This window comes from Streptomyces sp. NPDC001852, from assembly GCF_042891825.1.
Classification (GTDB): Bacteria; Actinomycetota; Actinomycetes; order Streptomycetales; family Streptomycetaceae; genus Streptomyces.
Genome location: NZ_JBIATN010000011.1, coordinates 140,698 through 155,526, shown reverse-complemented (window position 1 = coordinate 155,526; position 14,829 = coordinate 140,698). Strand labels below are relative to the sequence as shown.

The window sequence follows — 14,829 nt, the reverse complement described above, 5'->3', positions numbered from 1 at the left end:
CGGAAGCCGTCATGCAGACGGGACCGGAGTCTCCGGCGGGGTGGGAAGAGTCCGTCCCAGGCGGGCGAGTGGGGACAGGGCCATCAGTGCCAGCGACAGCAGCATGCCCGCGGCTGCTACCAGGAGGCTGGTGCGCGTCCCCCACTCTTCCGGGAGAAGGCCGCCGAGCAGCGAGCCGAGCGGGGTCAGCCCCAGGCCGACAAAGTTGATCGTGGCGGCCGTGCGGCCTTGCATCCGCTCCGGAGTAGCGGACTGCCGGACGGCCATGACCGTGACATTCACCAGCTGGCTGAAGGTCCCGAAGACGAAGCTGATCGTAAAGAGCGCGGGAACCGTCACCAGAGAGGTGCCGTGCAGTGCGGGCACAAACAGGAACACGCCATCGCCGAGTGCTGCCGCGGACACGAGCACAGCGCCGTATCCGAAGCGGCTCGGCAGGCGGGCGGCCAGCAGCGAGCCCAGGAGCGCGCCCGGTCCCGTCGCCGCGAGTGCCAGCCCAACAGTAGTGCCCGAGAGATGCAGGTCCCGTGGCAGGAGCAGCAGATAGACGGTCATCACAGCCGCGAAGAAGAACTGGAAGGCGGCTGATGCGAGGCACACAGGCCGCAGCAGGGTGTCACCGGCGACAAAGCGGAGGCCCTCATGGATCCGTCGCCAGACCCGGGGAGGACGCTCCGAGCGCTCCGGGATGGATTCGCGGCGACCGATCCCTCGGATCGACAGGAACGACAGCGCGAAAAACACTGCGCTGGAGGCGGCAGCGATCGGCGCCGACAGCACAGACACCAATACACCGCCGAGGGCGGGACCGCCGATCTGCGCAGCGGACCGACTGCCCTCGAGCGCACTGTTGCCCCGCACCAACTGATCGCGCTTCACCAGCCGTACCAAAGACGACTGGTATGCGACGTCGAACAACACGGACAGAGCCCCGACGGCGAAGGCGACCACGAGCAGCGCCGGCAAGCCGAGCCCGCCGAGGAGGGCCGCCACGGCGGCGGCGCCCAGTGCCAGGGCGCGGCCGGCGTCGGTCAGCACCATCAGCGTGCGGGTCCGCCACCCGTCCACCCACGCGCCGGCGAAGAGCGACAGCAGCAGGATCGGCGCCTGCCCCACCGCACGGAGGGCGCCCAACTGGCCGGCACCGGCGTTGAGCGTCAGGACGGCGTAGAGCGGCAGAACCACCAGACTTGTATGTTCACCCAGTTGGGAGGCCGCCTGGCCCACCCAGAGCCTACGGAAGTCGCCGTCCTGCCACAGGCTTGACGGAACAGGCCGACCGGAATCGGATACAGCGGAGGAAGAGGACGGCACAGGGACCTCTCGGATGACCGAAGACGAGACCCGCCAACCGGCGCACGACGCGTGCACCGACCGTTTCAGGCTGCGGGAGAGGAAGGCTCGCCATGCCGCGCATCAAGGGCAGCACGCGATGACAGGCCGCCCACGGCCTCGAACGTCAACGCGTGCTCGGACGACCGACCATGTCTTCGCTCCTCGTGAGTCACTCGCTGCGCAAACACTAGCTCCCGCTCGGCGGGGCAGGAAAGGGCGATCAGAGGCAGGGCGGTCGGCGCGAGTTGTCCGGCTGTTCGCGTAGTCCGGCTGTTCGCACCGGGTCACGAGGTTAGGGGCGGCTCACTGGTCGTTCGGTCTCCGGAGGCCACACACCCGGCACCGAAATCGTGTGCGCTGGTTGGCGGCTTCCCGGGGGCGGGCGAAGCAGACGCTGGGCCTGATGGCGCCGCTCGATGAGTTTTCTGGTGGCGGCGCGGGATCGCTTGGCGGCGTTGTCATGGCGACCAACCCCGGTCGCTCGGTGACCTTTGCGGTCTGCTGACGAGACGAACCGCCCCGAAGTCAGGGTCCGTTACCCGCAGTTGTGCGCGCATGCGGTGTCGCACGTGCGGTGGGGCGAGGCGCTCGGGGGAGTGGTCCGATGCTTTGGCTGGTGCCGGCAGTCGATGGGTTGCACATGCCGCTGGCTTGGTGGCTGTCGGAGGTGTGGTGGCAGTGGACGAGCCGGCCGACGGATCACGGTGCTGCTGCCGACCGGGCGAGGAGAGGCCGGGGACAGCTGTGGATCCCCGCTGTTCACCACCACTTGCTTCAGGGAGGAAGTAACTGTCACGAACAGCATCTCCGGTCACATCCGCCCAGTCTCATCAGACCAGGCCAGGGGCATCACAGTCCGGCATCCTGCCACCGGACCGACGCCGTCGCCGGCGGCGCAACGAGGACCGGTCCTTTCGAGACCGAGAACCTCTCGGCGTCTCATCGAACTGGATGTTCGGGGATCGTCGGAAGGACTTTCTGGGCGATGTCGAGGAGAACCCGGTCCTCCGGGAGGGTTCCGGAGGTGCTCCACACGGTGATGTCGTAGTAGCCGCCCCGGTCCTTGCGGTCGAGGGCCACGGACAGCGTTCTGGCCAGAGGGCCCTGTTCGACCGGTCCGCCGGATCCGCCGCTGCCGAGACTGATCTTGAACTTCATGGTGTGATCCGAGGAGAGGACCGCGGGCCGGCCGAGAACCGTGAGCGTCCTGATGTCCTGCTCATCCCCGAACTTCATCAGCTTCACGTACTGGGCCGTCGACAGCTCGTTGTATGTGGCCGAGACGTCCACGGTGTACGTGTCGAACGTGACCTCGGCCTCCGGCTGGGCGACCTTCCCATCAGTCAGCGGAGCGGTGTTGGTGGTGCCGGACGCCGAATTCGCGGTCTCTGCAGGCGTTCCAAGGAGCTGGGCCAGGTCGGGCCGGTTGAGCGCCTTGCACAGTTCCTCACCGGTCACAGCCCGGCGCGTCTGTGTGTAGGCCTTCGGCAGCTCCTCGTGTTGCCTGCCCGGACATGCGGCGGGTTGCGGGGTGCCGTCGTCGGAGGGCAGCACGCGGGGGGCCACCCACAGCGCGGCCGCGAGTGCCCCGAATACAGCCACGGCCGCGGCGGCCTGGCCCCAGGCGTTGTGCTTCTCGGCGGTGTCCGGGCCGGGACGGGGCCCGACTGCGGCCTGGGCCCGGACGGTGACATCTCCCGCCGCTTCATCCGCAGGAGCCGCCGGGTTCGGGTTCCGGCGTGCGCGCAGGGCCCGGACCACCGCGTGGACGCGTATGGCGGTGAACACGAGGAACACCACGCCGAGACCGGCCGCGACCCGGTCGTGGTCGCGGACGGCGAGATACGTGATGCGTACGCCGAGAACGGAACCGACCGCGATGAGCAGGGGCTCGCGGACCCAGAACGGCAGGAGGCGGAGGAGGAAACCGAGCATCCGGTGATCTCATCAGGACAGGACCGCGTTGGCCGTGGTGGAAGCCACAGTTCCGGGCGGCGGTACGGTCGTACCGCCGACGACGGCCGCGGTGTCGTCCTGGCGGAGGTCCAGGAGGCTTGACGGTAGTGAGCAGGCAGCGCCGGCAGCCGTGCCCTGCGTGAGCGGTCCTGGGACGACGTCGCTGAGCATTCCGGGAACGCCACGGCGCCTGGGAGCCGCAGTCCTCCAGGGTGGCGAACACGTCCGGCTCGCTCGTACCGGCCGGCGCCTGCGGGGTCTTGGCCGGACGTGGGCGACGAAACCGCGAGGGTGGCTCTCACCGCAGCGGCATGAGTTCTGCCGGGCCAGTCGTGCCCGGCCGGGCGGCCCCCGCCTGTCGTCTGCTTGACGGCCCGTCACTCGCTGCCTACGCCAGCAGCACACGCCCGGATCCATTGGCCTCCCGGGCGAGTCCGATGGCCGCGTTCTCGTCGCCGCCCCAGTCCGGCCCGGGCCCTCCGGGTACGGCGGGCGGTCGTGCCGTCGGTCCACTGCCCGGTCACGGCCGTGCCGCCGGGTCACCGGCCCTGAACCCGGAGGCGGACCGGGTGCGTCGTCAGGTGTTCGGGGGCAGAGCAGCAGGTTGCACGGTGCAATGATCCGTCCAAGGGCTCCTGTCGAGGGTGACAGCGGTTCCCGGGCCGGAGCATTGTTAGGGTCGGGTGGTGTTTTCCCTCCGTGAGCCCGTCTTCTTCAGCCGCCTGCGCGAGGCGCGCCGAGTCCTCGTCGCCGGTGCGGGCGGGGGCTTCGACGTCTACGCCGGCTTGCCCCTGGCCCTCGCGCTGCGGTCGGCCGGCGCCGAGGCACACCTGGCCAGCCTGTCCTTTTCCGACTTGTACGGTCTGGACCTGGACTCCTGGGTCGCGGAAGACGTCGCCGCCGTCCGCCCGGACACCCCGCTGCGTGGCGACTACTTCCCGGAGCGCTCCCTTGCCCGCTGGCTCCACTCGCAGCACTTGCCCGACACCGTGTACGCCTTCCCCCGCACGGGTGTCCAGCCGCTGCGCGCCGCCTACCGGGCCCTGCTGGAGCACTTGGGCGGGGTGGATGCGGTCGTCCTGGTGGACGGCGGGACCGACATCCTGATGCGCGGGGACGAGCACGGGCTCGGCACTCCGGAGGAGGACATGGCCAGCCTGGCGGCCGTCGCTGGGCTGGACGAGGTCGAGCACCGGCTCGTGGCATCCGTGGGCTTCGGCGTGGACGCCTATCACGGTGTCAGCCACTCGCTGGTGCTGGAGAACCTGGCCGGACTGGACCGCGCCGGAGGCTATCTGGGTGCGTTCTCGCTGCCCCGCGAAAGCCCTGAGGGAGCCGCATATCTCGATGCGGTGGCCCATGCCCAGCGCTGCCACGCGAGTCATCCGAGCATTGTCCACGGTTCCGTCGCCGCCGCTGTGCGGGGGGAGTTCGGAGACGTACGGTTCACCGAGCGCACCCGCGGCAGCGAACTGTTCGTCAATCCCCTGATGGCGCTGTACTTCTGCGTCGACCTGCCCGCCCTGGCGCGCGCGAACCTCTACCTCGACCGGCTGGAGGACACGGTTCTGATGCGCCAGATCAGCTCCGCCGTCTCTGCCTTCCGCGAGGAACTGCCCCGGCAGCGGCAACCCCGGGCCTTCCCGCACTGAGCCCGGCGGTAGTACGAGGATCCCTGTGCCGATGGGCGAGAATCCCCCCGCAACGGCACGGGAGCCCTGCTCGTCCTGCAGGGCTCTCAGTCCGTACGTCGAACCATTTCTTTCGCGGGCTCTCGATCTCCACCCCCGGCATGGTGAACTGCTCGTCCTTGTCAAGGAACGCCACCTCCTTCTGCGAGGTCCACCAGTTGTCGCAGGGCCTTCCTTGACGCTTCATCAAAGAGGTCGGCCGGCAGGCATACTGCACTTCTGCCGATGCCGATCTCCTGGCTTCTGGTCGGTTGCCTCGACCGCCCTGGGCGACCACCCCGTTACCACGGCCAAGCCGGTCTCCGAGGCAGGAGGAATCTGGAGCCGATGCGCGTCGGGAGTCCTCGACGTCGGCTGCGGACCCGGAACGGTGACCGCATACCTCGCCGAACGTGGACTCGACGTGGCCGGGGTGGATCTCTCTCCTCGGATGATCGAGAACGCGCGCCGTCTTCATCCGGAATGCCGCTTCAGCGTCGCCTCCGCCACCGACCTCGACCTTGATGAAGCGTCGCTCGGCGGCGTGCTCGGGTGGTGGTCACTGTTCAACCTCCCCCGTAACGTCCTTCCTCAGGTTCTCGCCCTGTTCGCGCGCGCGTTGAAGCCGGGCGGACACTTCATCACCGCGACACACGTCGGCGACGAAGACGCGGTGCGCACCGAGGCCTACGGAGGTGTACCCGTTCGTTGGACGACACACAAATGGCGGCCGGAACAACTCGTCGACCTGATCGAGCAGGCTGGACTGCGCCCGGTCGCCGAACTTCGGCTCCCTGCGGATGAGCAGAGCGGGCCGGGTGTGGTCATCATGGCCAAGCAACCCGGCTGATGTTCCGGCGTCGGAGCGACACAAGGGCTCGCGCCGGGAAAGGCTCCTCCGGACGGTTGCGCCCTGGTTGAGGAGGCAGTTTCGCGGCAGACCGCCGCGATGCGCGGACTCGGCCAGAGGCGCCCCCCCGAGCGGGAGGATGCGCCGGCCACGCTCGAGGCGGCCCGTGTCGAAGCGCTGGACGGCCCGGATCGAGCGTGCGAACGGAGGGGCGGGCGCCCGACTGCCGACGCTGCGCAGCCAGCTGTCGTAAGGTCTCCGAGGAAGCCCGGGGGACGAGAACGTGCCGTACCTCGTCACACCAGCCGGGCAGCCGGGCAGGCTGCGAAGAGTAGAGGGCCCTCATGGCGAGGACGGCGGCACTGGAGTTGCCCGGCTGGTACGTGACGGCGGGATGCCTGTTCCGTCCGGGTGGACGCGGTGAAGGAGGTCCGAGAGGCCCGGCCGGATCATCAACGTCCATGCGTTGATCGCGGACGCCGCCAACGCCGACGGACACCGCGAGGTCCTCGGCCTGGACGTCGCCTCCGGCAAGGATGGCGCCGGCTGGTCGGCCCTCCTGCGCTCCCTGATCGCCCGCGGCCTGACCGGCGTCCAACTCGTCTCGGGGGCGCGGTCCTGGCCGAGCAGAACGACGAATGGACCGAGGCCCGCCGCTGCATGAGCCGCGAACCGCTCGCCAAGGCCCGCCTCCACCCCGATCGAGTCGGCAACCGACCAGACCGCCCCGGCCACCGACGCCCACCGACCCACCGCATAGCCTCAAAACGAGATCATCGAGTGGCCGTCGACACACCGGTCCAGCGGACGTGACCTCGACGGGCGGGAACAGCCGTGCCGATCGAAACCGTTGGACTGGCAGAGGGACCGGCATCGCGCAGGCGGGGAGCAGAGATCGACAGGTCATCCGCCCCGACGTGTTCCTGGGCCCTTGTTTTTCTGCCCTGCGTCTGGTCACCCCGATATTGCGGGCGACCGCGTGCCGGGGCACCGGCAGACTCAGACCGACCACTTTTTGACCGGAGGACTGTTCCATGAATGACCGGCCCTTGACGCTGATGGCTGTGCACGCTCACCCCGACGACGAGGCCACTGGAACCGGAGGTGTCCTCGCGCGCTATGCGGAGGAAGGCATTCGCACGGTGCTCGTCACGTGTACCGACGGCGGTTGCGGCGACGGGCCGGGGGGTGTCAAGCCGGGCGAGCCCGGGCACGACCCGGAGGCCGTCGCCGCGATGCGGCGTCAAGAGCTCAAAGCGAGCTGTGAAGTCCTGAAGGTCAGTCATCTGGAGATGCTGGGCTACGCTGATTCCGGGATGATGGGCTGGCCGGCCAACGACGCCCCCGGAGCCTTCTGGCAGACGCCCGTGGAGGAGGGCGCGGCCCGCCTCGCCGAACTCCTGCGGTACTACCAGCCCGATGTGGTCGTGACCTACGACGAGAACGGGTTCTACGGCCACCCCGACCACATCCAGGCAAACCGCATCACGATGGCGGCGCTGGAGATGACCGGGATGGCTCCGAAGGTGTACTGGACGACGGCGCCGCGCTCGATGATGCAGCGGTTCGGGGAGGTCTTGCGCGAGTCCGGCGCGGACTGGGAGGAGCCGGATCCGGCCGGGGACGCCACGATGCCCGAGATCGGACTCCCAGACGAGGAGATCACCACCTGGGTGGACACCACCGACTTCGGCGGTCAGAAGTTCGACGCGCTGGCTGCACACGCCAGCCAGGGCGAGAACATCTTCTTCTTGAGGATGGGCAAGGAGAGGTTCACAGAGCTGATGGGCGTGGAGACCTTCGTCCGGGTCCAGGACACCACCGGCGCGGCCGTGCCCGAGAACGACCTCTTCGCCGGGTTGCGCTGATCATCCCCCTCGTACGGGTCTTGGTGATCGCCTGTCGGCTTCTTGCTCCGGGTGTCGTGGTCGAGAGTGACTGCCGATGGCTGGAGGCTCGGGGGGAGTCGGTGTCCTGACCAGAGCGGGAAGATGGAAGACTGGACGCCTGTGACACTTTCCGATCTCGCTCGCCGTATCCACGCCGCATCCCATCTGACCGGGCAGTTCACGCTCCGGTCCGGGCGTTCTGCCACGGAGTACTTCGACAAGTACCGGTTCGAGGGGGATCCGGTCCTGCTGGATGACATCGCCCGGCGGATGGCTGCGCTGGTGCCGTCCGGGACCGAGGTCCTGGCCGGCCTGGAGATGGGCGGCATCCCGGTGGTGACCGCGCTCGGCCGACACACTGGTCTGCCTTGCGCGTTCGTACGCAAACAGGCCAAGCCGTATGGCACCTGCCGCCTCGCCGAAGGCGCCGACATCGAGGGACGCCGGGTGCTGCTCGTTGAGGATGTGGTCACCAGCGGAGGACAGATCGTGTTGTCGACCGCGGACCTGCGTGCTTTGGGGGCTCAGGTGCACGAGGCCCTGTGCGTGATCGATCGTGAGCAAGGCGGTGCCGATGCCCTCGCGGCCGAGGGCATCGGGCTGTTGTCGCTGCTGACGGCAGCGGACCTGCGGGCGGCTGCCGCCTGAGCGGTGGGGACTGGTGGCCGCTCTGTCGCGAGCGCCTCGGTGATGGCGACGCGGCCGGCACCATCACGTCCCCCTCGTCACCGCCGCCCAGGCCTTCCTCACCCTCGGCTCGACCCCAAAGTCCCGATGCCGGCCAGAGCCTCTGCCAGGTCCTCGACGTCGTCCGGGACCTGCTGAGGTGCTGGACCGGCACGCGCATCACCTGCGGCGGCCGACCCCCGACCAGCGGAAGCAGGACCTGACGAAGCGCTGGGATCCGTCCTGTGGATCTCTTGACCGCCTGGCGGTCACACTCCGATGAAGCGCACTGTTTCCGTCATGTCCGCCCGCCCGGTACGCAGTCGCGGCACCCCTTCCTTCTCGAATCCCACCGAAACGCCGCAGAACAGCACGAGCCCGTCGTCGGCACCGACTGTCTGGCTGACAGTCTTGCGGTACATGGTCCACATCACCTGGGGGCAGCTGTGCAATCCTTCAGCCCTCAGCAGCAGCATGACCGTCTGCAGGTACATTCCCGCGTCCCCCCACTGTCCGGGCCCCATCGTCCGGTCGAGGTAGCAGAACAGGACGACCGGCGCCCCGAACGCCTCCGAATTCAAGGCGGCGATCTTCCTGGGCCTGTCGGGGTCGTCGCGCTCGATTCCCAGCGCTTTGTACCGCTGGGCGGCAGCGGCGGAGAAGCGGTCCAGATACGGTGACGTCAGTTCGGCGGGGTACATCGGATACTCCCGCTCGTCACCTGGGTCTCCCGCCAATGCCCTGGCTGTGGCGCGCCTCTTCAGTTCGGCCAAGGGCTCGCCGGTCACGACAAACACTTTCCACGGCTGGAGGTTCCCGCTCGACGGAGTCCGCGTCGCGGCGGCCAGCACTCGTTCGAGTATCTCTTTGGGTACCGGCCTTTCGCTGAACGCCCGCACGGCTCTGCGGCTGTCCACGGCCTCGTACACATCCACTGCTTCGCGTCCTCTCACTCGACCAACCTGCTCCCTCTCCGCCCCGATGTACGTCGACACGCTGCTGATGCGGCATGTCCACGTCAGATCCGAAGTGGGCCGACACGCTCACAGACGCGCACCGGCGGGCGCTGCCCCCCGGCTGTTCTGGACACACGTGAGGCCAGGCCGTGATGGTGACCGGCACGCCCATCGGTCACCAGGGTGTGCCAGAGGTCGGACACCTTCCAGCAGCGCCGTAGGGCCAGCCCCATTCTCCTTGTCCAGCGGCGGGCGGGTCAGCGGTAGCCGGAAGCGGTGCCGTCGACCGAAGATCTTGATACAGCGCTCAACGGTCAACGACGAACTCCGTCCACAGCCTCGCCGTTCACCAGGCCGTCGTATCCGTGCGGCGGATCGACCTGTCCATCAAGGAATCAGGGCGACAGACCAGGCGATGCTGCGAGCTGAGCCGGCGAGTTCCCGGAACTGGAAGCGTAGTTTGGATCAAGAGGAGGCAACGTCGACAACCCTGGCCAGCTCGCCGGCCGACTCCGACGTCAGACGGTAGAACCCCTGGAGGCTGACCGAACGCTCAAGCCGGCCATCCATCAGGTACTTCAGCCCACGCGTCTGCCCCCGGCGGTTGCGCCACGTGAGCCCCGCGAGAACGTCCCCGGGTATCGGCATGTCGAAGCGTACGGGCGTCGCGTCCACGTGCACCGCCGTGGCACCGCAGCCATTGGCACCGAGCATCGACCAGTCACCGTGCCCCGGAAACGCCGGTTCCCGCCAGGTGGTGGGAGCAGTACCGCAGCAGTCGCGCCGGTTCGTGTCGATCACCCGCATCCGGCTCACGACGTACACGACGCGCCGGTTGACGTGCAGTGCGTACACCTCGTCCCCGGCTTGAGCACCCGACCAGGCGGGCAGGGAGGAATGGACGCCGCTGAAGGCCACTGTAGGCCGTTCGCCCGTGCGACCCGCCTTGCGTAGAGCGCGGCAGGTGTCATGGGTCCACAAAACGGTGAAGGCATCAGGCATGACGTGATCCTATGAACGAGCACTGACAACCCTTCGCTCCCCAGATTCTGTCGGCCGCATGGGAGTTGGTGCGGTGGATGAGGCTCGCTTCTTTGATCACGCCCTGGACAGCCCAGCCCGTGAAGACGTGAGGACGGCGTCCCGTGTTCGGGCGACGCGGCGCGAACTTCCTACCTGTGGCCGGTCGCTCACTGTTTGGCCGATCGGAACTGATGTACAAGTGGGGGCTGTGCAACATCCGGACCGCCCGTGCCTGGGGAGGGCACAGCGGCCTGCCGAACCGTGCTCGTTTCGATCGATCGTTTCAGGGGGGCATCATGCGCAGACGTTTACGTGCCTGGATTCTGGCGGGCGCGAGCCTGCTCGCCGCGGGCGCCGGTCCGGCCTGCGGGGCTGACACGGCGTCGGCCGAGTCGGCGGCGGGGTCCGTGCAGTACACCGTGCAGGACCTCGGCACCCTGGGCGGTACCCGCAGCGAGGCGACCGCGATCGACGGCAACACGGTCGTCGGGAGCTCACTGACGAGCGGCGACGTCGCCGAACACGCCTTCGCCTACGACCTGCGCAGGCACACCCTGACCGATCTCGGAACGCTGGGGGACTCCAGCCGGGCTACCGGCGTGGAGGGGGATTACGTCGTCGGAGAGTCAGACCTCTCTTCCGACGGCCCGGTTCATGGATTCGTTTACAACGTCCGGACCCGCCGGCTCGTCGACATCGGCACTCTCGGTGGCAGCAGCACCCACATCTCCGGCCTCAACGATGACACCGTCGTGGGGACGTCGTCGCTGTCCGGTGACGTGGTCACCCACGCGTTCGCGTACAGCCTGCGCACCAGGACCATGACCGATCTCGGCAGCCTCGCCGGGCCGTCGGGCCACAGCACCGCGACGGCTGTCAGCGGCGCGATGGTCGTGGGCAACTCCTCCCTGCCGAACGCGCCTGCCACCACACTGCACGGGTTCGCGTACAACCTGCGTACCCGGACGATGACCGATCTCGGCACCCTCGGCGGAAGCTCCAGCACAGCCAACGACATCAGCGGTTCAACCGTGGTCGGTCAGTCCCGAACGGCCGGCAACGGCTTCACCGGATACGCCTACGACCTGCGCACCGGCATCCGCACGGACCTGGGATCCCACTTCCTGACCGCGCAGCTGGTCAGCGGGAGCACTGTGGTCGGCGGCGACGGCTTGCTCTCCAGTTCGTTCGACCTCCGGACGCACACGAGTGCCGTGATCGGCTCCGGGCGCGGTGTCACCGAGGTCAAGCAGATAGCCGGGAACGTCATGGTCGGTGACAACTTCGCCCCCAACTCCTTCGCCTTCGTCGCCCGCGTCGCCAACGGCGACTTCACCTATCTGGCCTCCCTCGGCGGCCTCAACTCCTCCGCGGCACAGGTCAACTGCCACGGCGTCGTCGCAGGCAGCGCAGCACTTCCGCCCGCTGACCCGTCCACTGCCAACGGCCCCTTCCACGCCGCCGTCTGGGTGCCGCACACCGTGGCGTAGGGGAGCGAAGCCGAGCGGACCTGGCGGTCGACCGAGGATGTTCCACCCGGCTTCCGGCACTCGTGATCCGGCACGTCAGGGGAGCCCTGTTCGTACTCCTTGGTGGTGACGGTGCCGATCCCGGCCTAGGAGGCGATCAGCGCGGCGAGGAGGAACACGGTGCGGTGGTAGCGCACCGGAATCTTGTCGTCGGGCAGGCCGGATGCGAGGCGCTGACGGGCCGTCGACAAGTGTGGCGCAGTGTGTAACAGGCTGCTGGATCCCGTGTCGGCCAGGCTGCTGGACCGGAAGACCGGGGGCGTGCCGGCAGGCGTTCCGCCCCGCATGGCTGGTGCGGGGCGTCGTGCCGTGCCCGGGCGGGAGTGACCGACTGAGGCTCTGTCAATCGCCGGCACACCTCCAGGGTGGGGCGTCAGTATGGCTCACGTGTTCTCGTCGTCGGCGGCGAGGATGGTGCGGCCGGCAGCGAAGAGCCGTGCGCAGCGTTCTGCCATGGCTTGCGGCGACTCGTCGGGGTGGTTGACCCACCAGCGGACCAGGGCGGTACACAGGCCGCGCCAGGCGTATTTGAGGGCGTCGGCGTCGAGCGGGTCACTGGAGCCGGCCGCGTGGAGGAGGTCGGCGGTACCGATCGCGGCGAGAGCATCGATGGCGCCGCGGTAGTACGCCGCGCGTCCGGCGGCGTCGCTGCCGGGCGGCAGTGTGGCGTCGTAGAGGACGAACCACCCCTCGCGCTGCCCGTCAAGAGCGGTGAACAGGGCGTGCAGCACGCGCAGGGGCGTGGGCGGCGCGCTGGTGTCAGGTTGGGCCATCGCGGCGCGGAGGGCGCCCAGCAGTCGGTCGCCGATCGGGGTGAGGCAGGCGAGATAGAGGTCCTGCTTGCTTCCGAAGTAATGGTGCAGCAGTGGCTTGGTGACGCCGACGCGGGCGGCGATGGCGGCCACGGTGGTGGCCTCGTAGCCGTGGCGGCCGAACTCCTCGGTGGCCGCGTCCAGGACCTGTCGTTCGCGCGCGGCCCTCGGTACGCCCTTGGTGCCGGCCCTGGAGGAGAGCGTTGTCATGAGTCCGATCTTACCCTAGAGTAATTTACCCATGGGTAAATTGCCTGACCTCGCTGGGAGCACCATGCCTGCCACCGCGAACGCCCCCCGCACCTCCCGCACCCGCTCCTGGTGGGGCTGGGGCTACGCCGACGCTCACCCCGATGACGCCGAATGCGCCGCAATGGGGGCTCTGCTGCCGGGCACCCTGGCCCGTCCGCTGCCGGTACCCCGCATCGCCGACCTGCCCATCGCCCGCCCCCGCGTGACACCCCCGGCCGCGCTGGCGCACCTGGTCACCGCCGATCCCGAAGCACGCGCGGCTCACGCCATGGGCAAGGCCTACCGCGATGTCATCCGGGCCCTGCGCGGCCGTCCCGGCCGGATCCCCGATCTGGTCGCCCGCCCGACCGCCGACGCGGAGGTGACCGACCTGCTGGACTGGGCCGGCGGGCACGGTGTGGCCGTCATCCCCTTCGGCGGCGGCTCCTCGGTGGTCGGCGGCGTGGAATACCGCGGCGACGCCCACCGCGCCGTACTGTCACTCGACCTGACCTCGATGGACCGGGTCCTGGAGATCGACACCGTCAGCCGCTCGGCCCGTATCCAGGCCGGCGCGCTCGGCCCCGTGCTGGAAGAGCAGTTGCGGCCCTACGGCCTCACCCTGCGCCACTTCCCGCAGAGCTTCGAGTTCTCCACCCTCGGCGGCTGGCTCGCCACCCGGGCCGGGGGCCACTATGCCACCGTCCACACCCACATCGACGACTTCGTACAGTCCCTGCACGTCATCACGCCTGCAGGCCCCAACACGTCCTGGCGCCTGCCCTCGTCCGGCGCCGGACCATCCCCGGACCGCCTGTTCCTCGGCTCCGAGGGCGCGCTCGGCGTCATCACCGAGGCGTGGATGCGTCTGCAGGAGCGCCCGCGATTCAAGGCCTCGACGTCCGTGGCCTTCGCCGACTTCCACCAGGCGCTGGACGCGGTGCGTGCCATCGCCCAGTCCGACCTCGCGCCGGCCAACTGCCGCCTGCTCGATTCCGGGGAGGCACTGCTGTCCGGCGCCTCGCACGACGGCTCCGCTGTCCTGGTCCTGGGCTTCGAGTCCGCCACCACCCGCGTCGACGACCGCCTCACGAGCGCCCTGGAACTGGCCCGCTCCCACGGCGGCCGCGGCAGGCCACTGACGGCGCACCGCGACGCCCCGGCCGATACGGCTGTGAGCGCCTGGCGTTCGACGTTCCTGCGCATGCCTTACCTACGCGACGGCCTGGCCCGCATGGGTGCCGTCATCGAGACCTTCGAGACCGCCGCCACCTGGGACAGGATTCCCGCCCTGATCGACGCCGTCCGCACCGAGGTCGGCGCCGCCGCCTCGAAGGCCACCGGACACCCGGCCACCGTCAACTGCCGCCTGACCCACGTCTACCCCGACGGCTCCGCCCCCTACTTCACCGTGGCCGTCGCCGGACGACCCGGCGACGAGGTTGAAGTCTGGGACGACATCAAGGCCGCCGCGAATGACGTCCTGCACCGCTACCGCACCACCATCACCCACCACCACGCCGTCGGCCGCGACCACCGCCCTGCCTACGACCTCCAACGCCCGGAGCCCTTCGCCCTGGCGCTGCGCGCCGCCAAGGACGCCCTGGACCCCCACCGCATCCTCAACCCAGGTGTCCTGATCGACTGACAAGACGGCAGCACAGAGCGTGTATGACGTACGGCCGGCCCGCAGGCGCCTGCCGGCCATCCACAGCCCGCGCCGGCGAGAGCCCGGCCGGCGTGACGCGACCGGGCCACCTCTACCCACCGGTGGTTCGGACCGCCGTAGAGGGATCCCCTGCCCACGCCGGTGCTCGGGCTGGAGCGCGACGTCGGCCGGCGTGGGCGCGGGGCCGTCCGAACACAGGAAGACGTCGGGCGACTCGAACAGCGCGTCGCTCCCCACGGTCAT

General features: G+C 69.1%; 11 protein-coding genes and 1 pseudogene. 7 read left to right on the top strand and 5 right to left on the bottom strand.

Going from position 1 to position 14,829, the window contains the following annotated elements; translation table 11 throughout:
* Positions 1-9: 9 nt before the first annotated feature.
* Positions 10-1,314: an MFS transporter gene (locus ACFYZB_RS20710; RefSeq protein ID WP_388760483.1), complete on the bottom strand. Its 1,305-nt coding sequence runs from the start codon at positions 1,312-1,314 to the stop codon at positions 10-12.
* 960 nt (positions 1,315-2,274) lie between these two features.
* Positions 2,275-3,270: a DUF6215 domain-containing protein gene (locus ACFYZB_RS20705; protein WP_388760480.1), complete on the bottom strand. Its 996-nt coding sequence runs from the start codon at positions 3,268-3,270 to the stop codon at positions 2,275-2,277.
* Between the two features lie 707 nt (positions 3,271-3,977).
* Between ACFYZB_RS20705 and ACFYZB_RS20700 the strand changes: the two genes are divergently transcribed.
* The 5 genes and pseudogenes from ACFYZB_RS20700 to pyrE all read left to right on the top strand — a co-directional run bounded on the left by ACFYZB_RS20700 (position 3,978) and on the right by pyrE (position 8,348).
* Complete coding sequence (locus tag ACFYZB_RS20700; RefSeq protein ID WP_388760477.1) at positions 3,978-4,943, top strand: DUF1152 domain-containing protein; 966 nt, start codon at positions 3,978-3,980, stop codon at positions 4,941-4,943.
* Positions 4,944-4,974: 31 nt separating this feature from the next.
* Positions 4,975-5,811 carry a methyltransferase domain-containing protein gene (locus tag ACFYZB_RS20695; protein ID WP_388760474.1) on the top strand — a complete coding sequence of 279 codons (837 nt, stop codon included), beginning with the start codon at positions 4,975-4,977 and terminating at the stop codon, positions 5,809-5,811.
* Between the two features lie 442 nt (positions 5,812-6,253).
* Positions 6,254-6,418, top strand: a pseudogene (locus tag ACFYZB_RS20690) (transposase); the annotation flags it as partial.
* Between the two features lie 427 nt (positions 6,419-6,845).
* Entirely contained in the window at positions 6,846-7,679 is an 834-nt protein-coding gene (locus tag ACFYZB_RS20685) for a PIG-L family deacetylase (RefSeq protein WP_388760472.1), read from the top strand.
* A gap of 123 nt (positions 7,680-7,802) precedes the next feature.
* The gene (pyrE, locus tag ACFYZB_RS20680) at positions 7,803-8,348 is read left to right on the top strand and encodes an orotate phosphoribosyltransferase (protein ID WP_388760469.1); all 546 of its coding nucleotides are present in this window, start codon (positions 7,803-7,805) and stop codon (positions 8,346-8,348) included.
* Between the two features lie 287 nt (positions 8,349-8,635).
* Here the strand turns inward: pyrE and ACFYZB_RS20675 are convergent, their stop codons facing one another.
* Positions 8,636-9,301: a nitroreductase gene (locus ACFYZB_RS20675; RefSeq protein ID WP_351213982.1), complete on the bottom strand. Its 666-nt coding sequence runs from the start codon at positions 9,299-9,301 to the stop codon at positions 8,636-8,638.
* Positions 9,302-9,787: 486 nt separating this feature from the next.
* Positions 9,788-10,324 carry a hypothetical protein gene (locus ACFYZB_RS20670; RefSeq protein WP_388760466.1) on the bottom strand — a complete coding sequence of 179 codons (537 nt, stop codon included), beginning with the start codon at positions 10,322-10,324 and terminating at the stop codon, positions 9,788-9,790.
* A gap of 317 nt (positions 10,325-10,641) precedes the next feature.
* Here ACFYZB_RS20670 and ACFYZB_RS20665 point away from each other — a divergent pair, with 317 nt between their 5' ends.
* Positions 10,642-11,835 carry a hypothetical protein gene (locus ACFYZB_RS20665; protein WP_388760463.1) on the top strand — a complete coding sequence of 398 codons (1,194 nt, stop codon included), beginning with the start codon at positions 10,642-10,644 and terminating at the stop codon, positions 11,833-11,835.
* A 422-nt stretch (positions 11,836-12,257) separates the two neighbouring features.
* On the opposite strand, the gene ACFYZB_RS20660 is transcribed toward ACFYZB_RS20665, so the two are convergent.
* Positions 12,258-12,896 carry a TetR/AcrR family transcriptional regulator gene (locus ACFYZB_RS20660; RefSeq protein WP_388760460.1) on the bottom strand — a complete coding sequence of 213 codons (639 nt, stop codon included), beginning with the start codon at positions 12,894-12,896 and terminating at the stop codon, positions 12,258-12,260.
* Positions 12,897-12,960: 64 nt separating this feature from the next.
* On the opposite strand from ACFYZB_RS20660, the gene ACFYZB_RS20655 reads away from it, so the two are divergent.
* The gene (locus ACFYZB_RS20655) at positions 12,961-14,565 is read left to right on the top strand and encodes an FAD-binding oxidoreductase (RefSeq protein ID WP_388760457.1); all 1,605 of its coding nucleotides are present in this window, start codon (positions 12,961-12,963) and stop codon (positions 14,563-14,565) included.
* Positions 14,566-14,829: the final 264 nt, after the last annotated feature.